This window comes from Nonomuraea helvata, assembly GCF_039535785.1.
GTDB lineage: Bacteria > Actinomycetota > Actinomycetes > Streptosporangiales > Streptosporangiaceae > Nonomuraea > Nonomuraea helvata.
In genome coordinates, this window is sequence record NZ_BAAAXV010000001.1 from 1 (window position 1) to 20,511 (window position 20,511).

A 20,511-nucleotide genomic window follows, 5' to 3' on the forward strand; every position below is an offset into this window, starting at 1 on the left:
CATGCCTGGCTGAGACACTCTCGGCTGAGACACCTTGACAGATTGCATAACGCCGTTCTCGCCGAGGCAGTCGCAGCCGAGCTCCAGCGCGTTGGCCATCTTGCCGAGTCCGACGTCGCCGGCGTCGAAGGCGTTCTTCCACCAGTGGTTCATGCTGGTCGAGCCGTACGGGACGACCATCTCGGACAGGCTCGCGCGGTAGACGACGGGGCGGACGCGGCCGCCTTCCACGTACGAGATCTCGTGCAGCACGAGCCCCTCGATGGGGTGCATGGACGCCCGCAGCCGCCACGGCCCCCAGCTCAGCGCGCCGTCGTCCACGGTGAAGCCGGGCCCGTCGGGCTGGACGATCTGCAGCGGCGCCAGCTCGCGGGCGCCGCCGTCGTAGCGGCCCGAGGCGCGCGGCACCGGGACGACCTCGCCGTCCTGCAGCTCGACGACCTCGCCCGTGTCGCGGTCGAGCAGCACGACGAGGTTCTCGATCGGGTGGGCGTAGCCGTTGTCGCCGGGCCCGTCAAGCGCGTACGCGACGCAGCGGGCGAGCCTGCGCCCCTCACCGTCCACGGGCAGCCCGAAGTTGCTCGCGGGCCAGGGGTCGACCTGGACCATCGCCATGTCGGTGACCCCGCGCCTGGCGCACGCGGCCTGGAAGCCGGGGTCCTTGCGGACGGCCTCGACGTTGGCCAGCCACTCCTCCACCATGATCGGCGGCTGGGCGGCGAGGGCGTACACGCAGGAGACGAGGCTCCCGTCGGGCACGGACACCGTGACCATGCAGGTCCTGCCGAGGTCCTTCTCGTACGTGACCACCGTGACCTCGCGCGGGAGCGGCGTACCGGCCCAGCCGAGCACGGCCTCCTTGGGCGGCTCCGCGAGGACGCAGTAGGCGATGCGCGCCCGCGGGTCCACCGCGCCGGACGCCAGGGCCGCCCGGCAGGCTGCCGCGGCCTCCTCCTCCGTGAGCGGTGCGAGCGGGTGGCGTACGGTGGCGCCGGCCGGGGCCTGGGTCATGGGGGGGTTCCTTCCGCGTGGCCGAAGAAGTCGAAGAGCCCTGCGACCACGAGTGTGACACCGGGAATCGCCGCGCGGTTGATCATCCCGATCCCGGACGCGGAGATCGCCACCTTCCGGCCGCCCGGAATGCGGTCACATCGGCACGATGAGAGCCTGGGGGCGGCCCGTCGGGAAGGCCCACACGTGCTTGCCGGCCGCGATCATCAGTGCGAGCGGCGCCTTCAGCCCCAGCCGGATCCTGCGAACGGCGGCGCCGACGACCGGGGCGAGCGCGAAGAGGTCACGTCCCCCGCCGGCCAGCACGCCGTTCGCGCAGGCCAGGAACGGCACCGGCCCCGCGGGAGCGCCCACGAACCGCCGCGGCTCGCCCGACCAGGCGGAGACCCGCAGCAGCCCGCCCGCCACGCTGATCCACAGGGAGCCCGCGCACACGGTCATGCCGCCGCGCTCACAGGTCCCGAGATCCACCTCCCTGGGGCCGCCACGCAGCACGGTGTCGCGTTTCGAGGTCCACCACAGGCGCTCGCCCTCGACCGCGCACAGGTCCAGGCCGGGTAACTCCACAGGGTCGCCGAGGCGGCCCGGCTCGATGAGCCTGCGCGCCCGATCGGCGCCGACGGCCCAGATCTCGCCGCCGCCCGCGAGCACCCGGCCCGTGAAGCGCGCGCTGGCGATCGGCGCGCCGCGCTGGTCGAGCCAGTACACCCGATCGGCCGAGGCCCCCGCCAGGCAGCCCTGCGGCAGGGAGTCCGCGGGCAAGGAGTCCACGGGCGACAACGCGGCGAACGTCCTCGGCACCACCACGGTCCCCGCCAGCGCGCCGGGCATGCCCGCGGTGCCGGCCACCGTGGCCGGCACCGCGGCCAGCGAGCGTAACCCGGGGAGGGCGCCGGTCTCGTCCGCGGCGTCCAGCGGCGTGCCGGACGTCGTGTACGCCCGCACCCCGCCGCTGCCCGCGCACCAGACGGAGGCGCCGTCCGACGCGGCCGCCAGGACAGGGCTCGGCAGGTCGATCCTCGTGACGGCGACGTCCATGCGCCGACCATAACCGCCCGCGATCCGAGCTCCGGACAGGGGTGCCCGGACACGCGGGCATCCCGGCATCGGCCGAGGTCAGCAAGGCTGCGATCATTGACGCATGCGTGTTGCGGTGATCGGGAGCGGCATCGTCGGAGCCAGCGCGGCCTACTATCTGAGCCGGCGCGGCGCGGCGGTGACCGTGGTGGACGGCGGGTACACGGGCGAGGCGACCCACGCGGGGGCGGGCATCGTGTGCCCGTGGGTGGACCACCCGGAGGACGACGACTGGTACCGGCTCACCCGCGAGGGCGCCCGCCACTACCCCGGGCTGGTGGAGGAGCTGGCCGAGGACATCGGCTACGCCACGGTGGGCGCCCTGCTGGTGGCCGAGGACCCGGTCGATCTGGAGCCGGTGCGCGCCCTGCTGCGCCGCCGCCATCCCGGCGCGCCGGAGATGGGCGAGGTCACCGACGTGGCCACGCCGTCCGAGTTGTTCCCGCCGCTGTCCGACACCCTGAGCGCGCTGCTCGTGCCGGGCGCCGCCCGGGTGGACGGGTGCTCGGTGCGCGACGCGCTGCTGCGTGCCGCCGTCGCCCACGGCGCGGAGATCCGTACGGGCGCCGCGGCCCTCACCCCGGCCGGCGAGGTCGTCCTGCACGCCCTCACCCGCGAGCCCTTCCCGGAGACCGCGCCAGCCGCGCCGGCCGCGCCGCTGCCCCCTGAGCCCGCCCCCGGGGAGGTCTCCGGTCAGGGCGGGTCCTGGCGGCAGGGCGCGCCGCTCGCGCTCGCGGAGCCGCAGGGCCCCGTGTCCACGAGAGCCCCCCGGTTCGCGGGCGAGGGTGTGCCGCTCGAGGCCGACAGCGTGATCGTGGCCGCCGGGGCGTGGACGGGCCAGGTGTGCCGGCCCCTGGGCGTGGAGCTGCCGGTCTTCCCCAGGCGGGGGCAGATCCTGCACGTCACCATGGAGGGCGTCGACACCGCGTGGTGGCCGATGGTGCTGCCGAGAGTCGGCCCGTACCTGCTGGGCTTCCCCGACTCGCGCGTCGTCATCGGCGCGACCGTGGAGGACGTGGGGTTCGCGCCGCGCGTCACCATGGGCGGGCTGGACGAGGTGATCTCGGCGGGGCTGCGGGTGGCGCCCGGGCTGTTCGCGGCGACGGTGGCGGAGGCCAGGGTCGGTCTGCGCCCCGTGTACGCCCCCGGCCGGGCCCTCATCGGCCGGCTGACCGGGCGCGTGGTGGTGGCGACGGGCCTGAGCGCGTACGGGCTGACGGCGGGCCCGTTCACCGGCGAGATCGCCGCCTCGCTCGCCCTCGGCGAGGAGCCGCCCATCGACATCACGCCTTACGCCCCCGCCTGAGCGGGTACCTGCCGGAAAATCGCGGCAAGCGGCCACGTATCATCGGATTCCTCCCCACCGTGACCCTGTGGGGAGGCCGCGTTGCCGCTGCTCGCGCTGTTGGTGCTGGTCCTGTTCGCGTCCGCCTGCGCGGCCGCGCCCCCGGCGCTCCCACCACCGGCGCCTCCGCCGGTGCCTCCGCCGCCGCCCAAGCCTTCGCCCGTCCCTCGGGGGCGTCCCGCCGAGGTGAAGGTCCCGTACGAGGCCTCGGGCGTCTACCGGGTCGTGCCCGGCGGCGCGCCTCCCAGGGCTGGGCGCGGGGAGGTGGTGCGGTACCTGGTCGAGGTGGAGCGCGGCCTGCCTTTCGACCCGGACGTGTTCGCCGCCCAGGTGCATCGCACGCTCAACGACGTACGTGGCTGGGCCCGCTTCGAGCGTGTCGACCACGGCCCGGTGCAGGTCCGCGTCGCGCTGTCCAGCCCCGGGCTCACCGAACGCCAGTGCAGTCCGCTCCGTACGGGCGGCGAGCTGTCCTGCTGGAACGGCGAGCGCTCGATCATCAACGCCCTCCGCTGGGCGAAGGGCGTCCCGCAGTACGGCGGCGACCTCGCCGCGTACCGGAACTATCTGATCAGCCACGAGGTCGGCCACAGCCTGGGCCACGAGCACAGCTCCTGCCCGGGACCCGGTCGCCTGGCCCCCGTCATGACCCAGCAGTCGAAGTCGCTGGGCCACTGCCGCCCCAACCCGTGGCCCTTCCCCGAGCGCAGACCGGACGGAAGGGAAGATCGGCCACAATGACCATGGTGGCCGGCATCGTCATCCGGCGGCGCACAGTCAACGCGGTATGACCTATCGCGATATATCGTACAGACGGGAACACTGGGGAATCCCGTTCGGTTGGGCGGGATGGACAGACTTTTTCAGGGGAGAGTGGGCGATGGCAGGAATGCGGACGGCGCGGCGGATCCTCATGGGTGGCGCGGCCCTGGCAGCGGCGGGCTGGGCAGTGCGCGAGGTCCCCGCTGAGCTGGGCGTGCGGCCTCTGACCTCAGGGCCGGACCGGGTGGCGAGGATGCGGCGCTCGCCGCAGTTCAGGGACGGCACGTTCTTCAACCCGATGCCGGAGCCCACCAACCTGATGACCACCCCGCCCGCCGGCCTGCTCGGCGAGCTGGCCAGGAACAAGGAGCAGCGCCGCCCCGGCGGCCCCGTCCCGCTCCGCGTCCCGCCGTCCGACCCGCCGCCCGCCGACGGCCTCCGTGTGGTCTGGTACGGCCACGCCTCCACGCTGGTGGAGATCGAGGGCAAGCGGGTGCTGTTCGACCCGGTGTGGAGCAAGCGGCCCTCCCCGTCGCAGCTGGTCGGCCCTAAGCGGCACCACCCGGTGCCCATCGAGATCCGCGAGCTGCCCCAGATCGACGCGATCGCGATCTCGCACGACCACTACGACCACCTCGACCTGGCGACCGTGCGCTCGCTGCTCGGGACGCAGAAGGCCCCCTTCCTGGTGCCGCTGGGCATCGGGGCGCACCTCGAGCGGTGGGGCGTGCCGGCATACCGGATCATCGAGCTCGACTGGGAGGAGGAGGCCCAGGTGGCGGGGCTGCGCTTCGTCGCCACGGCGGCCCGGCACTTCTCCGGCCGGTCCCTCACCCGTAATGACACGCTGTGGGGGTCCTGGGTGGTGGCCGGGGCGAACAAGCGGGTCTTCTACGCGGGCGACTCCGGCTATTTCGAGGGTTACCGCGGCATCGGGTCGGAGCACGGGCCGTTCGACCTGACGCTGATGCCGATCGGCGCGTACAGCCCCGCCTGGCCGGACATCCACATGAACCCCGAGGAGGCCGTCAACGCCCACCTCGACCTCGGAGGTCAGCTGCTGCTGCCCGTGCACTGGGCGACGTTCACGCTGGCGCTGCACCCGTGGGCGGAGCCGGTGGAGCGGCTGTGGCGGGAGGCCAAGGCACGGGACGTCAAGATCGTCGTACCGCGTCCCGGCGAGGCCGTCGACACCTCCGCCGCCCAGGTGGTGGAGGGCTGGTGGGAGCTCCTCAGCTGACCCGTCCCCCTCGGCCGGGCCGTACAGTCTTGGGGTGAGCAACCTGGAGCTTGACCCGCGGGAGATCCGCTGCGGCGCCGACGCCGGCGCGGACAGCGAGATCCTGGAGGGGCGCGCGGTGCCGCTCGGCGGGCCGCGTGCGATGACGGTGAGCAGGAGCCTGCCGGGCGCGCACCGGCGGATGATCGGCGCGTGGTGCTTCGTCGACGCCTACGGGCCGGAGCGGGCGACGATGCGGGTGCCGCCGCACCCGCACACCGGCCTGCAGACCGTGAGCTGGCTCGTCGCGGGCGAGGTGCTGCACCGCGACAGCCTGGGCACCCTGCAGGAGATACGCCCCGGGCAGCTCAACCTCATGACCGCCGGTCGCGGCATCTCGCACTCGGAGGAGTCGCCGGAGACAGTGCTGCACGGGGTGCAGCTGTGGGTGGCGCTGCCCGGCGAGCACCGGCACACCGGCCCCGCGTTCGAGCACCATCCCGTGCTGCCCGTGCTGGCCGGACCGGGCTTCGAGGCGAGCGTGATCATGGGGTCGCTCGGCGGGGTCTCCTCCCCCGCCACCGCGTTCAGCCCGCTGGTCGGGGCCGAGATCGCGGTGGACGACGCGTGCGAGGTGCCGCTCTCGCCCGGGTTCGAGCACGGGCTGCTGCTGCTCGACGGCGCGGTCGAGCAGGTGACGCCCGGCTCGCTGACGTACCTGCCGCCGGGGCGGTCCGGACTGCGGCTGTCGGGGCGCGGGCGGGTGATGCTGATCGGCGGGGAGCCGTTCGGCGAGGAGATCGTCATGTGGTGGAACTTCGTGGGCCGCTCCCACGAGGAGATCGCCGCGTTCAGGAAGGACTGGATGGAGGGCGAGGGGTTCGGCTCCGTCGAGGGGTTCGACGGGGCGCCGCTCCCCGCGCCCGTCCTGCCCGCCACCCGGCTGAAGCCGCGCGGGCGGGTGCGTTAGCTCCGGTACGTGTAGATGACGCCGAGGTCGGCGGCCCCGACCGGTACCTCGGCCAGCAGGCGCACCATCCTGCCGGTGAAGTCGATCACCTGGATCTGCTGACCGCCCGTGGTGCCCGCAGTCACCCAGCAGACCAGGTGATCGTCGTCGAACCAGGTGGCCAGGCCGCCGCACGGTGACTCGATCCGCTTGACCTCGGCGCCGGTCCGCGCGTCGTACACGCAGTTGTTGCCGCTGGTCAGGCCGGGGCAGTCGGTGACGAACAGCGTGCCCGACGGGGAGAACAGCGCGTCGGCGAAGCCGGCGCCCACGTTCGGGACGCGGCGGACGCGTGTGCCGGCGGCGTCGAAGAAGCGCAGGGCCTGCTGGTCGGTGTCGTTGGACATGGCGACCACGCCGGTGTCCGCGCCGTCGAAGCCGTACCTGATGTTCTTGAGCGAGCCCTCCCTGAGGGAGGCGACCGTGGCCTTCCTGGTGGTGACGTCGAGGACGGCGAAGCCGGTCGACTGCCAGACCTCCTTGACCGGCTTGCCGACGTTGAGCAGCAGGCGGGTGCTGTCACGCGACCAGGCCTGGATGTACGCGCTCAGCGGCTGCTTCGAGGTCCTGACCGAGAACTTCTCACCCGTCGTCCTGTCGGTGATCTCCACGTTGTCGTAGAAGTCGATGAAGCTCTTGCCGCGCTTGGCAAGGTAGCGGCCGTCGGGCGAGAGCATGGCCTCCAACTGGTCCTGATATTTCGTGAACCCTCCCGTGAGGGAGTCGCGGGCGTAGTACACCCACGCGTTGGTCTTGGCGTCCCTCACCGAGTACGTCGTGAGCCTGACCGGGTCGTCCGGGCTCTCGTAGAACGTGGCGGCGGTGCCGGGGAGCCTGATCGGGGTGAGGTCCGCGGTGGGGACCGGGGAGGCGGTGGGGCTCGGGGAGGCCGTGGTGGTGGCGGGCGTGGGGAGTGTGGACCGCTGCCTGTGCTGCAGGTTGATGACGGTGACCACGACGAGGGTGACGGCCGCCACCAGGGCCACGCCCGCGATCGCGCCGCCGATCAGCCAGTTCTTCCTGTTGGACGGGGGCGAGGGCGGGGGGCCGTACGGCATGGTCGGGGATGACGTCCGCGGCTGGTGGTAGGCCGAGGGAGGCTCGAAGACCGGCCGGCCGCTGGGAGGCGGCGGCTGGTCGCCTCCCAGCGGCCGGTACTGGACCTGCGGCTGCTGAGGGTAGGGCGGCTGCCGCTGAGGCCCGCTCCCGGCCTGCGGTGCGCTGCCCACCGGAGACGCGCCACCCATCGGGGACGCGCCACCGGCCGGAGGTGTGGCGCTCACCGGAGGCGGGCCTGGAGGGGTGCCGCCGACCGTGGTGGCCGCGCGGTGGAGGCCGTCCGGGATCGGGGCCGGGTGCTCCAGGAGGCGGTGGATCACCTGCTCGGCCGTCGGGCGGCGGGCGGGGTCCTTCACGAGGCAGGCCGCGGCCAGTTCCCGCAGCGTGCCAGAGAGCCGCGCGAGGTCCGGCTCGCCGTTCAGCACCCGCTGCACGGTCGCGGGCACCGTCTCGGCCTGGAACGGCCCCGTCCCGCCGGCCGCGAAGACGATCGTGCTCGCCCAGGCGAACATGTCGGCCGCCGGCCCGACGGGATCGCCGAGGAGCTGCTCGGGCGCCAGGGACAGGGAGCCGCTCACGGGCACGGTCGCCGTGCTGGAGGTGGCGTCGAGCGCGGTGGCGATGCCGAACCCGATCACCCGGGGCCCTTCGCTGCCCAGCAGCACGTTGCCGGGGGTGAAGTCGCGGTGCGCGATCCCGGCCTGGTGGATCGCCGCGAGCGCGGTGGCGGTGCCGATGGCCAGCCGGTGAAGCGCGGCCCCGGTGCGCGGCCCCTCCTCACGCACCGCGCGCAGCAGCGTCGGCCCATCGACGTACTCGCTGACGATGTAGGGACGGCCCTCGTGCACGCCGGTGTCCAGCACCTTCGCGGTGCAGAACGGCGCCACCCGCTGCGCCGCAGCCGCCTCCCCGGCGAACCGCTCCGCCGCCGCCTCGTCACCGGCCAGCTCGGGACGCAGCCATTTGACGGCCGCCCGTCTCCCCTGCTCGTCCACGCCTAGATAGACGACGCCCTGTATGCCCTCTCCCAGCCGTCCCCGGATCTCGTAGCCCCCGAGACCAGCCGGATCCCCTGCTCTGAGCTCAGTTATCGACGGCATACGCGAATTATGAGCCGCTAATCTTGCAAAGCGCTTTCATGCGATGCTTTCCGTCTGGCCCGCCACGCGCTCGCGTGAGTCGCTGGATCGGCTCAAGCCGGGCTTGACCGAGCCGGGCCCTGATTCTCTCCCAGTACGCGGACGACCACCGCGACCAGCGCGTTCTCCGAAAGGTATCCATACTCACGAGAGTCCACCGACTCCTCGGGGTTGTCGCCGAGGACCACGATGCGGCCCGCAGGGACGGTCTCCTCGTCGACGTGGGCGAGCGCGGGGACGCGGCCGCGCGGCACGGGATCGCCGGGCAGCGCGTGCACCCGCTTGATGACCAGGTCGGTCACCGGCCCCACATGGAGGGTCGCCATCCCTCCATCGGCGGACGGCACTTCGATGTGGACCGGCCGCTCCTCGGCCGCTCCTCTCAGCACGACGACATCGCCTCTCCGTACCTTGGAGACGTCTGCGACACGCCGCGTCAGCAGGCGTGTTCCCGGACCGTAGGTCGGCTTCATGCTGTTGCCGATCACCGTGATGACGAGCAGGCGCCGCACGGCGAGCCCCATCCATGCCGCCGCGGTGACGGTAAGGGCGCAGGCCAGCGCGATGAGCATGGTCAACCCACCCTTTCGCCCGTGTGGTGCTCACTCTGGTAACCGGCCGCCTGCAGGGAGAACATGCGCGCGTAGTCACCGTCGAGAGCCAGTAACTGGGCGTGCGTGCCCTGCTCGGCAATGACACCGTCATGGAGCACGAAGATCAGGTCTGCGTCCCGTACGGCGCCGAGGCGATGCGAGATCAGGATGCTGGTCCTTCCGCTTCGGATGTTCCTGAGCCTTGTGTGCAGGTCATGTTCGGTGTCGGCGTCCAGCCCGGAGCTGGGCTCGTCGAGGATCATGACATCGCAGTCCTGGCGCAGGTAGGCGCGGGCCAGGGCGATGCGCTGCCACTGCCCGCCGGACAGGATGACTCCGACGTCCGAGCCGACTGGGCCGGGCCCGGCGAAGAACATGCGGGTCAACAGTGTCCGGTAGCCGCGGGGCAGTGCGCTGATGGCATCATGGATCCCCGCGAGCTCCGCGGCCTCGCGCAGGCGGACCTCGTCGTCCAGGGCGGACAGCTCGCCCACAGCGATGTTGTCGGCGGCGCTGAAGTCGTACGCCATGAAGTCCTGGAAGACGGCACCCATCCGATCGCGAAGCTCCTCGTGCGGGAGTCGGCGGATGTCGGTTCCGTCCCAGAGGATGGCGCCTCGGGTCGGCTCGTAGAAGCGGCACAACAGCTTCACCAGCGTGCTCTTGCCGGCACCGTTGGCCCCGATGAGCGCGATCGTGGCGCCCGCTGGGATGAACAGGTCGACCCCGCGCAGCACCCAATCGTGGTCGTCGCTGTAGCGGAACCACACGTCGCGCAGCCGGATGCCGTCGCGGAGCGCGGGCACCGGGCGGACGGCCGAAGCCGGGACAGCCGGAGGGGTCGCGCGCAGGACGGCCTCGTAGTGCTCGAACATGAGGGCCTGCTGGTACGCCACAGTGGTTGAGACGATCAGGTCGGTGAGACCGGACTGGGTACCGGCCACTGCGGCGATGAACACCGACACGTCCCCGATCGTGAGCTGACCGCGGCCGGCCGCCACGACCATCCACAGCAGGCCTGCGCTGGAGGCAAGGATCGACAGGAGGACCAGCACGGTCTGCGTTCCCAGCTCACGCCGGTCGAGCCGGCGCTTGGCCGCGTTCGCGGCCCGCCGTTCGGCGATCATCCGGCCGCGCAGGAACGGGCCGAGCCGGAACAGGCGGATCTCCTTGGCCGCCTGCGCGTCGGTGAGCAGGTTCGCGTAGAACAGTTCCCGTCGCTGGGCCGGGCCGATGTCCATGAACATCTTGTGCCGGCGCCGTGACACGCGGAATTCGGCGACGAACCCCGGGACCGCCGCAATGACGACTATACCGGTCACCATCGGGCTGATCAGGGCCAGAGAACCGATGAAACCGACGAGCGACAGCGTCCCCCGGAGGATGCCGAAAGCCCCCTCGAGAAACCCCCCGGGCGCGAACACGCTTTGCTGCGCGAGCCGGAGCCGGTCCAGGAAGGCCGGATCTTCCAGGCGCTCCAGCCCGACGAAGCGCTCGATCGCCTTGAACAGGCCGTCCTGAGCGGTCAAGGCCGCTCGGCGGTCTATCTCCGCGACCAGGTACCTGCGGATCAGCGGAGCGACCCCGCGTACCAGCCCCAGCAACGACAGAACCGCCACCGGCCACAACACGTCCGCGAACCGTACCCGCCCGATCAGGCCGTCGATGACCGCCTTGGTGAGCCAGGCGGCCGCCACCCCTTGCGTCCCGATCAGGATCTCGAGCAGGAGATAGCCCCAGATGGCCGGCATGGCCGCCCGCCCGCAGAGCCCGACCAGCCTTCCACCGTGCCGGACGGCGCTGAGGGCGGGACCCGCCGTAGCCCATCGCATCACGTTCCGGCCCTTCCGAGGGAGGCGGGAACATGCGCACGCGCCACCTCGCCGACATCGTTGCTCACCGCCCGCACCCGCGCTTGGTCGCCGATCACGCAGAACGAGGGAAAGGCCGAGACCTTGAAGGCGCTGCCGACCGGACCGTCGTAACCTTCCACCACCACGTGAGCGGCCCGTGCCAGCGGCTCCACGTAGGACGTCGGATCCTCCGGTCCTCTCGCCACCACGGCCAACGCCAGCTGTCCCTGGTCGCGAAGCTCACGTGCCTGCTCGACGAACGCGGGGATCGTCTCCCGGCAGGCCCCACAGCCGGTACTGAAGAATCCGATCAGTGCTCCAGCCGTCAGCTCATCTCGCGTCACCTGCCGACCGTCAACCGTCTGTGCCGTGAAATCACCGACCGTCTCACCGACCGCCAGGAAACCGTCCCGCGCGATCCCGTTATTACGTACCCGAGCCACCAGGGTCGCAAGATCCCTCACCCGCTTCGCCAGGGCCAGCACCAGCACCAGGTTGAGCAAGCACAAAATCCCGACGAGTACGACACTCACGACGAGCAGCGTCACGCCATCCCCCTTCACCGCTGTTTGCCGAACGCTGTTCGATGCCGACGACGGCCGATCTGGTGCCTGAACCGCGCAAGCACGAGAAGGCCGTCTTTGGGGAGCGCTTGAGGCCGCTGGACTCCAGACGGCTCAAGCGCTCCCACGATGTCATCTCGGGCAGCGCCAGCAGTAGGTGCCGTGTACGGGGTCATAACCCTGAGTCCCGGTGATGATGCACTTGCCGGTCGAGGGATAACATGTCACGCAGTAGGAGGTCTGGCAGCCGCCCGCCGCCTCGGCCTTCTCCTGCGGCACGAACGCGCTGATCAAGCGATCACCCAGCCGAGTGATGAGTTTGGTCACGAGTGCACATTCCCTTCGAATCCCGGGCACGCCATGAGCCCGTCCGTCTGATCTCCGCTGAACGCGCAAGAGGCACTCAGCCGCAGCGGGACATGACACGTGCCATGAAAACAAGAATTTCCAGGCTCGCATCGGCCGATATGCGTACCGTCACGATAAGTTGACTTCTCCAGACGATGCCGGATACGGCTCGGCCGGGTCAAACGTTTGCACGCTGACGCAATATCGCAGTTCACTACCCTGCTCCCGGGTTCTCCACGCTCCCCTGTCTGCGACGCGCCGGTCGCTCGCCGGCTGTCCCTCCCGTGACGGGTCGATCGCGCCTGTGACCTGGGCGTAGAGGCCAGATCTGACATACCCCGACGAAGAGTCAAACCATTCTGCCCGAACGGTAGTCGAAGGGTGAGGAGGTCCGCTCGGACGAGACATAGGGGGCAGGAAGTGTTGCGCATACACTTCACCGATCAGGATTTACGGCGGATTACTTTGGCCGAGGACACGGACCCGCTGTGGGACGTGCTGTTGAGCTTGCATGTGCTTCAGGAAGGGCGGGATCTGGTTTATGGGGAATGGTGGCGACGGACGCGACAGGTGAAAGTCAGCGATATTCGCCTGTTGCTGTCATTGACGCCGCCCCGCGGATATTCGCCGGACTTCCTCACCCCGGGGCGCGGGGGCGCCGCGTTGGAGGAGCAACTGGACGGGCTGCTGTCCACCCCGACACCACGCTTCCGCGAGGAGCTGAGCTATTTCAGTGACAAGCAGCCGAACGCATCGTCGATCAGGGCTCTGCTGGACGGTGGCGCTCCGATGCTCGACCGCTTGGGCAACGCCATCACCAGGTATCACCGTGCCGGGATAGCCCCGTACAAACGCATGCTGCGACCGCACCTCCAGGCCGACCGCGACCGGCGGTTGCACGGGCTCGCCGACGGCGGCGTCGATCGCCTGCTGAGCGATCTCCATCCTGACGTGGTGTGGGATCCACCGGTCCTGCGCGTGCTCGACTACGTCGAACACGACGTGCACCTTGAGGGGCGCGGAATCGTGCTCCTGCCGTCGGCGTTCTGCCGCCGCCATCCGATCACGCTGCGGGACACCGATCTGCCGCCTGTGCTCGTCCTCCCCGTACAGCCTCCTGTCGGCTGGCTGCCTCGCGTCCGGGCGGACGGCACGATGGAACACGAACCGGTCGTGGCCCTGCTCGGGCGGACGCGCGCGTACGTCCTGGAGGAGGCCGCGCGGCCCATGACCACGACAGAGCTGGCCCGGCGCCTCGGCATCTCGCTGGCCATGGCGAGCCGGCACACGACCGTGTTACGCAACGCCGGCCTGGTCGCCTCCAGGCGTGAGGGCAACACCATCTTCCATCACATCACCGCTCTGGGCAGGGGCTTGCTCAACGGCCGGCCGTTCACCTGACCCGCCGCTCTCGGAGATCAACGGCGAGCACCTCGGCGTCGTCATCGGCGTGCACGGGACCGATCCGGCACGGTTCTGACGCCTGCCGGGGAGCCCGGGACCGGGCGCCGATACGATGCCAACGCCCTCCTCACCGGGGTTGGGGCCTGCTCACCGGACCGCCTCGAAGCCCGGGGCAGTTCAACAGGACGGAACAGCGTGGATATCGGCACACAGGCAGAAATCAGTCCGACGCCGGCGTCTGGCAGCGCCCGGCCCAGAAAGCTGCTCCTGCGCGCGCTCGCGGGAGAGCGCACCGAGCGGCCGCCGATCTGGCTGATGCGGCAGGCCGGACGCTACCTGCCCGAGTACCACCGGGTCCGCGAGGCGGCCGGCGGCATGGTCGGGCTCTGCAACTCGCCCGAGCACGCTGTCGAGGTCACCCTGCAGCCGATCCGCCGTTTCCCGCTCGATGCCGCCATTGTCTTCGCGGACCTTCCGCAGGTTGCCGCCGCGCTCGGCCAGACCTTGGACTACCGCGCCGGCGAGGGGCCGGTACTGACGCCTCCCGTCCGCTCGACAGCGGACATAGCCGACTTCCTGCGCGTTTCCCGTCTCCATGAGGAACTGGCCCCGGTCTACGAGACGGTCAGGCAGCTTGCCCGTGCCCTGCCTCCCGAGGTGACACTGATCGGGTATGCCGGCGCGCCGTGGACCATCGCCACCTACATGGTCGAAGGACGCGGCGGCGGCCCGTCGGAGCACGCCGTCGTCAAGCAGTGGGCCCTGAGCGACCCGGAGGGGTTCCAGCCCCTGATCGACGTGCTCACGACTGCTGTCATCCAGTTCCTGGGCCGCCAGATCGAGGCGGGCGCGGAAGCGGTCCAGTTGTTCGACACCTGGGCCGGGATCCTCCCCGACGCCCTCTTCGAACGCTGGTGCGTCAAGCCGGTCGCCGCCATCATCGCAGCGCTGAAGGACAAGTACCCGGGCGTTCCCGTCATCGCCTTTCCCCGGGGCGCCGGGCTCGCCTACGACGGCTTCGCCGAGGCGACCGGCGCGGACTGCGTCAGCCTGGACGCCACGGTCCCCCTTGACTGGGCCGCGCAGAATCTACAGCGCGGCCTCGGCCGCTGCGTGCAGGGCAACCTCGACCCCCAGCTCCTGGCCGCCGGCGGCCCGGCACTCAACGCCGAGACAGACCGCATCCTGCGTGCCCTGAGCGGGGGGCCGTTCGTGTTCAACCTGGGACACGGCATCATCAAGACCACGCCCCCGGAGAATGTCGCCGCCCTTGTCGAGCAGGTGCGCTCCTGGACCACGCCCGTCCCGCCGCACCCGCTGGGCAATCACACGGGGTACCGGCCGCCCAGCGAGTAGCCCTCTTCGCGGAACTGGCGACAACCCCCTTCGGCGCAACCGCCGGTGCCGGCAATCCCGGCCATCTCGTGCGAGGCGCCAGGTGCACCCAGGCCGCGTCAGCGCGGCCAGAATGCGCAGGTACCCGGCCGTCTTGGCGCGCTCACGACCGTTGGCCGGCTCGGGCGGGGAGAGTTCCGGAGGGCGGTGGAGCAGGGACCGCCGTGCCCGGGCGACCGATGCCGCCACCACCCCAGCCGCCCGGCTCGTGCTCATGCTCGCCGCCGTTCACGCCGCCCGCACCGGCGCCATCCGCTCCCTGCTCCTCGATGACGTCGACCTCGGCAACCGACGGCTCACCATCGCCGGCCGCACCCGCCCCGTCGACGAGTTCACCCATCACATCCTGCTCAATGGCTCGATTACCGGCGCACCCGCTGGCCGAACACAGCCAATCCTCACCTGTTGATCAATCAGCTGAGTGCCCTCGACACCGGTCCGGTCCCAAGATCTACTTCGCCAAGAAGCTCCGCGGTCAGGCTGCGACGCTCGAACGCCTTCGCGTTGATCGGCAGCTTGAAGAAACCCTCGCACACACCCGGACCCGCTCCCCCTCGCCGCTGTGTTCGGCCTCGACCCGGCAGTCAGAGAGATTTGGAACGATATCCGGCGTTAACGGGGTTCCTGCTGGTCAGTGAGGCCTACCACCTCCCGCTTACAGGGAGGCTCGCGCCGGAACCGCGGATCCTACAGTGTCAAAATGGTTGGTTCCAAGAGGTGGATCAAGAGGTCACGCCGTCGCGGAAGCGATCTTCGCAGCGGGGCTTGTCCCGGAAGAACAGAGCGACGAGGAGACCCGCTGCCAAGCTGGCCACCGCGCCGACGAGCACCGCGAGATGCATGCCGTCGAGGATCGCCGCGATGTCGCCGGCCTTGGTGCCCGCCAGGGCGACCGCAGCGAGCACCGGGATGCCCAGGGTCAGCGCGATCTGCTGGCTCATCGTACTCAGGCCCGTGGCCAGGCCCTGCTCCTGGTTCGGCAGACCGGACGTCGCGATGACCGTGTAGGAGACCAGCCCCATGGCGTGGCCGAAGAACGCCACCGAGACACCGGCGAGCACGATGTAGAGCCCCGTGTCGCTGCGGCCAACCGTCAGCAGGCTGAGCAGTCCAAGGCCCTGGATGCCCAGAGCGGTGACCAAGGATGCCTTGCTGCCGAGCTTGCCGATGATCTTGGGTGCCACCAGTCCTCCGATGATCGCCGCGACGCTGGCGCCGCCGAACGCGAGGCCCGAGGCGGCGGCCTCGTAGCCCAGCACGTCCTGGAGATAGAGCGTCATCTGGAAGACCACCGCGCTTGTCATACCGATGACGAACAGGCCGGCGAAGTTGCCCCAGCGTACGCTGGGGCGCTTGAGGATGTGCACGGGCGCCAGCGGGTTGGGGCTGCGCAGCTCGACGAACCAGAACGTCACCAGCAAAACGACCGCGACCGCCAGCGTGGCCAGCACCACGGGGGAGCCCCAGCCGTCGCGTTCCGCCGCGGTGATGGCGTAGACGAAGCTCAGCAGCCCCCCGGTGACGGTGACTGCGCCGGGTACGTCGAGGCGGCTGCGCGCCCGGTCACCGGCCTCGACGAGCACCCGCGGCGCGGCAGCAAGGATGATGACAATGACCGGCAGGTTGATCAGGAAGGCCCAGCGCCAGCTGAGCAGCCCCGTCAGCACTCCCCCCAGCACCGAACCGAGCGCGAACCCGCCCGTCAGCAGGGTTCCGTTGAGTCCCAGGGCACGTTGGCGCAGTGGCCCCTCCGGGAAGGACGTCGTCAGCAGGGACATGGCGGCAGGCGTCGCCATAGCGGTGGCCAGGCCCTGGCCCGCCCGACCGGCCAGCAGCATGCCCGGCGTCTGCGCGAGGCCGCCGACGAGCGAGGCCACGCCCAGGAGTGCCAGGCCGAGCAGCAAGAGCCTGCGTCGGCCGAAGAGATCCGCGACCCGCCCGAACAGGAGCGTCAAGCCGGCCGCAGGCAGCATGAATCCGGTGACGATCCACTGGAGGTCGCCGACCTGGAATCCCAGGTCGGTACCAATAGTTGGCACGGCGATGTTCAGCACCGAGAAGTCGACCGCGAGCATGAACTGCGCGCCCAGCAGCAGCGTCAGGATCAGTCGCTGCCGGGACGTCATCCGCTGTCGCGCAGGCGCGTCCCTCACTTCGGTGGGTGCATCGAGCTCGGTCATTGCCATCCTTTCGTCTTCACCGGGTCGCACGCCCGGTGACTCACACCGGCACTGGCGGCCGTTCATACAGGGCCGGGTATCAGCCGAACCGGCTCGCGATCGGGCTGCCGCAACAAGAAACACCGTGGGGCGAGCGGGGGTTGCATCAGCTGGGCGTCAGCACAAGGGCGCTGAGCGGGAGCCGGCCCGATGGCGGCTCCCGCTCGGCTGCTGCGGGCCGCTGGCCGCCCTCTTGTCATCCGGGGTGAGTGGGCGTCGTCCAACCCGAGGGCGGCGGAGCGATCTCCGGCGCGGACTACGCGCTGAGATTCGTCGGCCTCATCGAAAAGGGGAACCACCACCGGGCCCACGTTCAACCTGGCGTACTAAGAGTCGCTGCCGCACGAGCGCGGGGTCCATGAGGGCTGATTTCTCGCGTGAAAGACGGTACGGACGTTCGGCGCTCCTTGCCCAGCGGTATTTGTCACTTCCTCCCAGGCGTATCCGTCACTTACGCCAAGCTGCTTGGAGTAGTTGCCACCTTGATCATTACGTTAGGACACCGCGTCCTCGCGAGCATCCCGGTCGAGACGATCCTTCAAGGCCTTGAGCGGGCTGTCCCAGTCGCGAGCCAGTGCGGCCAGGAACCGCTGCGCCACCTGCATCGGCCAGGAACACAGCCGGCAAGGCATCGATCGGCCAGCGTCAACCGTTCCGGCGGGTCGGGGCGTCCGCATCACAAAGCCGCGATCGCCGACGCGGGCTGCGTGGTGGGCGAGGCAGGATCCGTGCCAAGGATGGTCGACCCCGCCGTCTGCTCTGTACGATCGGCCTGATCTTGGTGCGCGATGCGAGGAGATCGCTGATGGCCGATCCGATGAGCTTACGACGGGCGCGGACATTCCTGCGGGGTACGCTGGCCGTGGCTCTGGCCGCGGTGGTGACGGCGTTCGCACCGACCGCCGAGGCGGGGGCGCACGCGAATCCGCAGTGGACCGAATGCGCCGGCATCACCGACCCCGATCTGCAGTGCGCCGCCGTGACTGTGCCGCTGGACCACCGGCACCCGCGAGGCCGTACGATCTCGATCGCGATCTCCAGGCTCCCCGCCACCGACTCCGCCAGGCGCCGCGGCGTGCTGCTCACCACCGGGGGCGGGCCCGGCGGGCCGGGAGTGCCGCTGCCGAGCACCCTGGCGCCGTTCCTGTCCGCTGACGTCCGCGCCCAGTACGACCTGATCGGATTCGACATCAGGTTCGTCGAACGCAGCACCCCCATCAGCTGTGGGCAACCCGTCGAGGAACCGGCCGGCTACTGGGTCCGTACGGCGACACCCGGGAGCTTCGCCGCCGACTCCACGAAGGCGCGGCAGTACGCGAAGGACTGCGAACGCGCCGCGCGATGGGCGCTGCCCTACGCCACCACCGTGAACGCCGCCCGGGACATGGACTTCATCAGGGCGGCCCTGGGCGAGGACAAGATCTCTTACCTGGGCGGATCGTACGCCGGGATGCTCGGCGCCGTCTACGCCGCCCTTTTCCCGCACCGAGTGGACCGGTTCGCGCTGGACAGCCCGGTCGACCCGGCCACCGTCTGGCGCCCGTTCGAACTGGCCCGCACCCCGGCGTTCGACCGAGGCTTCGCCGAACTGGCCGACTGGATCGCCGAGCGGGACACCGACTACGGCTTCGGCGACACCGCTCAGGAGGTCACGCGGGCCGTCAGCAGCTTGCTCGATCGGGCGCGGACGTCGCCGATCGTCATCGCCGGTCACCCGTGGACCGCGGGCGAACTCGGCTCCTTGATCGTGGCCGGGACCTACTATGAGCAGTACGCAGGGCTGATCGCCTCGGCGCTGGCGGCCGTCGCCGCCGGCCAGGAGCCGTTGGTGCCGTTCCCGATCCGCCCCGTGCCGCCGCCGGGTGTCGCCGGGGTGCCTGCGGACAATCACACGGCCGTCAATATCGCCTACCGCTGCGCCGACGGTCCTTGGCCCCGCGATCCCCGCACCTACCTGCGGGACCTCGCTACCTACGGCACGCGGTACCCCCTCTTCGGACCGGCCAACGCCAACATCACGCCCTGCGCCTTCTGGCCCCCGGCGATGGACCACCCGGCGCCGCCGACGCCCGGCCAGGTATCCGACCAGGCCCCCGGCGTACTCGTTACGGGCGCGCTCAGGGACGTGGCGGTGCCCCTCGCCGTCAGCCGGGCCGTGGCGGCCCGCCTGCCGGGATCACGCCTGGTCACCGTCGACGCCCGTACGCACGCGCCGTTCCCCTACCACGGCGACGCGTGCTTGAACGGAGCGGTGAACGACTTCCTCTCGGCCGGTGTGCTACCCGCGTCCGACCTCGCCTGCTGACCACGGCAGGGCAGCCTTACGCTGCGTATCGCTGGGGACGGCGCGGGCTCGAACGCCGCGAGCGGTGGCGGTTCCTCGACCACGTGGTCGAGGAACCGCGGTCGCCGCCGCCCACCGGAGCAGGCGAGCCAAGGTTCACGCACACTTACCGATGATCCGCTGCTCTCCGCTGAGGACGGACGTCACGGTGAGATCCGGCATCTCGCGCCGTTGAGGTAGAAGGCCGTAGGCGCGGGATTGCTGCCCGTGCTGGAGCCGGTGAAGCCGATGCGGAGGGTCTGTCCGGGCGCGATGTCGCTGTTCCACTGCGGGTGCCCGGCCGTCACGGCCGTGCCCGTCTGCGACCAGGCGGCGGACCAGCCCGAGGTGACGCGCTGGCCCGCGTCGGGGAAGTTGAACGTCAGGCGCCAGTCGCGGATGGGTGTGCTGCCCGTGTTGGTGATCGTGAGGTTGGTGCTCATGCCGGAGTTCCACGCCCACGACGCGTACGTCACGTCACAGTCGCCCACCGGCGGCGGCGTTGGTGACGAGATGACGTCGTTGTAGATGGTCACGGTCACCGTGGGGGAGGCGGGCCCTGGCGTGTTCCACGTGTCCACGGCCACCACGTCCAGGATGTGCGTCTGCGAGGGCACGCCGAACGGCGGCCACGGCAGGTACACCGTGCCCTCGGTGGCCGTCGCCTGGAACGTCGCCATCGTGGTGGCTGTGCCGTCGCGCCGCTCCCGTACCCGGTAGCAGGCGATGCCGTTGTTGTCCGTGGCGGCGGTCCAGCGCAACTCGACCGAGTTGAACAGCACCCGTACCACCTCAAGTGTCGCGGGCGCGGTCGGCGGACTGTTGCTGGGGGGTGGTGTCGGCAGCGAGGTCCCCGTACTGCACGGGGCCGGCGAGCCGGACGGATCCGGCGACGAGGACGGCACGGCGTCCAGGGCCGCCATGGCGGTTCCGGCGAGCAACGCGATGAACGCGACCGCCGCGACGAGTCCCGATAAGCCCACCCAGGTCTTCTGCATCAGCCAGCACCCCTCCGTCGCCCGGCCGTCTCGACGGACATTGTGTGCGCGCTCATGCATGGGGGCAACGAACCACTGGATCCACCGCGCGTAGCTCCTGGTGAACCGTGTGGGCGGATGAATCTTTCAATTCCTGGACCGGGTTTAGCCGTCAGCCGGATATCGCTGGGCAGTGACATCTATCTCTGGCAGCC

The 20,511-nt window shown here is 70.5% G+C and carries 17 protein-coding genes; 8 read left to right on the forward strand and 9 right to left on the reverse strand.

Going from position 1 to position 20,511, the window contains the following annotated elements:
* Window positions 1–1,011 (reverse strand): copper amine oxidase (locus ABD830_RS00005; protein WP_486348590.1); only part of this gene is annotated, 1,011 nt, incomplete at its 3' end.
* A gap of 135 nt (window positions 1,012–1,146) precedes the next feature.
* A complete protein-coding gene (locus ABD830_RS00010) occupies window positions 1,147–2,049 on the reverse strand; it encodes a hypothetical protein (protein WP_344984092.1) in 903 nt (300 codons plus the stop codon).
* Between the two features lie 103 nt (window positions 2,050–2,152).
* Between ABD830_RS00010 and ABD830_RS00015 the strand changes: the two genes are divergently transcribed.
* From ABD830_RS00015 to ABD830_RS00030, 4 genes are all read left to right on the forward strand, one after another.
* Complete coding sequence (locus ABD830_RS00015; protein ID WP_344984093.1) at window positions 2,153–3,394, forward strand: NAD(P)/FAD-dependent oxidoreductase; 1,242 nt, start codon at window positions 2,153–2,155, stop codon at window positions 3,392–3,394.
* A gap of 81 nt (window positions 3,395–3,475) precedes the next feature.
* Window positions 3,476–4,174 (forward strand): DUF3152 domain-containing protein, encoded by a 699-nt coding sequence (locus tag ABD830_RS00020; protein WP_344984094.1) that lies wholly within the window; start codon window positions 3,476–3,478, stop codon window positions 4,172–4,174.
* A gap of 139 nt (window positions 4,175–4,313) precedes the next feature.
* The gene (locus ABD830_RS00025) at window positions 4,314–5,435 is read left to right on the forward strand and encodes an MBL fold metallo-hydrolase (protein WP_344984095.1); all 1,122 of its coding nucleotides are present in this window, start codon (window positions 4,314–4,316) and stop codon (window positions 5,433–5,435) included.
* Between the two features lie 34 nt (window positions 5,436–5,469).
* Window positions 5,470–6,384 (forward strand): pirin family protein, encoded by a 915-nt coding sequence (locus ABD830_RS00030; protein WP_344984096.1) that lies wholly within the window; start codon window positions 5,470–5,472, stop codon window positions 6,382–6,384.
* On the opposite strand, the gene ABD830_RS00035 is transcribed toward ABD830_RS00030, so the two are convergent.
* The 5 genes from ABD830_RS00035 to ABD830_RS00055 all read right to left on the reverse strand — a co-directional run bounded on the left by ABD830_RS00035 (window position 6,381) and on the right by ABD830_RS00055 (window position 11,957).
* The gene (locus tag ABD830_RS00035) at window positions 6,381–8,582 is read right to left on the reverse strand and encodes a protein kinase domain-containing protein (protein WP_344984097.1); all 2,202 of its coding nucleotides are present in this window, start codon (window positions 8,580–8,582) and stop codon (window positions 6,381–6,383) included. The genes ABD830_RS00030 and ABD830_RS00035 overlap by 4 nt on opposite strands.
* 92 nt (window positions 8,583–8,674) lie before the next feature.
* Window positions 8,675–9,193, reverse strand: a complete 519-nt coding sequence (locus ABD830_RS00040; RefSeq protein WP_344984098.1) for a S26 family signal peptidase — start codon at window positions 9,191–9,193, stop codon at window positions 8,675–8,677.
* Window positions 9,194–9,195: 2 nt separating this feature from the next.
* Window positions 9,196–11,046, reverse strand: coding sequence for an ABC transporter ATP-binding protein (locus tag ABD830_RS00045; protein ID WP_344987593.1), 1,851 nt, complete (start codon window positions 11,044–11,046; stop codon window positions 9,196–9,198).
* Window positions 11,046–11,615, reverse strand: coding sequence for a TlpA disulfide reductase family protein (locus ABD830_RS00050; RefSeq protein ID WP_344984099.1), 570 nt, complete (start codon window positions 11,613–11,615; stop codon window positions 11,046–11,048). Before ABD830_RS00050 ends, ABD830_RS00045 begins: the two co-directional genes overlap by 1 nt.
* Before the next feature lie 147 nt (window positions 11,616–11,762).
* Window positions 11,763–11,957 (reverse strand): hypothetical protein, encoded by a 195-nt coding sequence (locus ABD830_RS00055; protein ID WP_344984100.1) that lies wholly within the window; start codon window positions 11,955–11,957, stop codon window positions 11,763–11,765.
* A 615-nt stretch (window positions 11,958–12,572) separates the two neighbouring features.
* Between ABD830_RS00055 and ABD830_RS00060 the strand changes: the two genes are divergently transcribed.
* The 3 genes from ABD830_RS00060 to ABD830_RS00070 all read left to right on the forward strand — a co-directional run bounded on the left by ABD830_RS00060 (window position 12,573) and on the right by ABD830_RS00070 (window position 15,186).
* The gene (locus ABD830_RS00060) at window positions 12,573–13,379 is read left to right on the forward strand and encodes an ArsR/SmtB family transcription factor (protein WP_344984101.1); all 807 of its coding nucleotides are present in this window, start codon (window positions 12,573–12,575) and stop codon (window positions 13,377–13,379) included.
* A 198-nt stretch (window positions 13,380–13,577) separates the two neighbouring features.
* The gene (gene hemE, locus ABD830_RS00065; RefSeq protein ID WP_344984102.1) at window positions 13,578–14,738 is read left to right on the forward strand and encodes a uroporphyrinogen decarboxylase; all 1,161 of its coding nucleotides are present in this window, start codon (window positions 13,578–13,580) and stop codon (window positions 14,736–14,738) included.
* Window positions 14,739–14,991: 253 nt separating this feature from the next.
* A complete protein-coding gene (locus tag ABD830_RS00070; RefSeq protein ID WP_344984103.1) occupies window positions 14,992–15,186 on the forward strand; it encodes a hypothetical protein in 195 nt (64 codons plus the stop codon).
* Between the two features lie 313 nt (window positions 15,187–15,499).
* Here the strand turns inward: ABD830_RS00070 and ABD830_RS00075 are convergent, their stop codons facing one another.
* Window positions 15,500–16,957, reverse strand: coding sequence for an MFS transporter (locus ABD830_RS00075; RefSeq protein ID WP_344984104.1), 1,458 nt, complete (start codon window positions 16,955–16,957; stop codon window positions 15,500–15,502).
* Window positions 16,958–17,801: 844 nt separating this feature from the next.
* On the opposite strand from ABD830_RS00075, the gene ABD830_RS00080 reads away from it, so the two are divergent.
* A complete protein-coding gene (locus ABD830_RS00080) occupies window positions 17,802–19,301 on the forward strand; it encodes an alpha/beta fold hydrolase (protein ID WP_344984105.1) in 1,500 nt (499 codons plus the stop codon).
* A gap of 182 nt (window positions 19,302–19,483) precedes the next feature.
* Here the strand turns inward: ABD830_RS00080 and ABD830_RS00085 are convergent, their stop codons facing one another.
* On the reverse strand, window positions 19,484–20,317 hold the full coding sequence (locus ABD830_RS00085; protein ID WP_344984106.1) for a cellulose binding domain-containing protein: 834 nt from the start codon (window positions 20,315–20,317) through the stop codon (window positions 19,484–19,486).
* Between the last annotated feature and the right edge of the window lie 194 nt (window positions 20,318–20,511).

Coding starts and splice junctions, on each gene's coding strand:
- ABD830_RS00015 (WP_344984093.1), top strand. CDS start 2,153: ATGCGTGTTGCGGTGATCGGGAGCGGCATCGTCGGAGCCAGCGCGGCC.
- ABD830_RS00080 (WP_344984105.1), top strand. CDS start 17,802: ATGGCCGATCCGATGAGCTTACGACGGGCGCGGACATTCCTGCGGGGT.
- ABD830_RS00075 (WP_344984104.1), bottom strand. CDS start 16,957: ATGACCGAGCTCGATGCACCCACCGAAGTGAGGGACGCGCCTGCGCGA.
- ABD830_RS00045 (WP_344987593.1), bottom strand. CDS start 11,046: ATGCGATGGGCTACGGCGGGTCCCGCCCTCAGCGCCGTCCGGCACGGT.
- ABD830_RS00085 (WP_344984106.1), bottom strand. CDS start 20,317: ATGCAGAAGACCTGGGTGGGCTTATCGGGACTCGTCGCGGCGGTCGCG.
- ABD830_RS00070 (WP_344984103.1), top strand. CDS start 14,992: ATGCTCGCCGCCGTTCACGCCGCCCGCACCGGCGCCATCCGCTCCCTG.
- ABD830_RS00040 (WP_344984098.1), bottom strand. CDS start 9,193: ATGCTCATCGCGCTGGCCTGCGCCCTTACCGTCACCGCGGCGGCATGG.
- ABD830_RS00035 (WP_344984097.1), bottom strand. CDS start 8,582: ATGCCGTCGATAACTGAGCTCAGAGCAGGGGATCCGGCTGGTCTCGGG.
- ABD830_RS00025 (WP_344984095.1), top strand. CDS start 4,314: ATGGCAGGAATGCGGACGGCGCGGCGGATCCTCATGGGTGGCGCGGCC.
- ABD830_RS00010 (WP_344984092.1), bottom strand. CDS start 2,049: ATGGACGTCGCCGTCACGAGGATCGACCTGCCGAGCCCTGTCCTGGCG.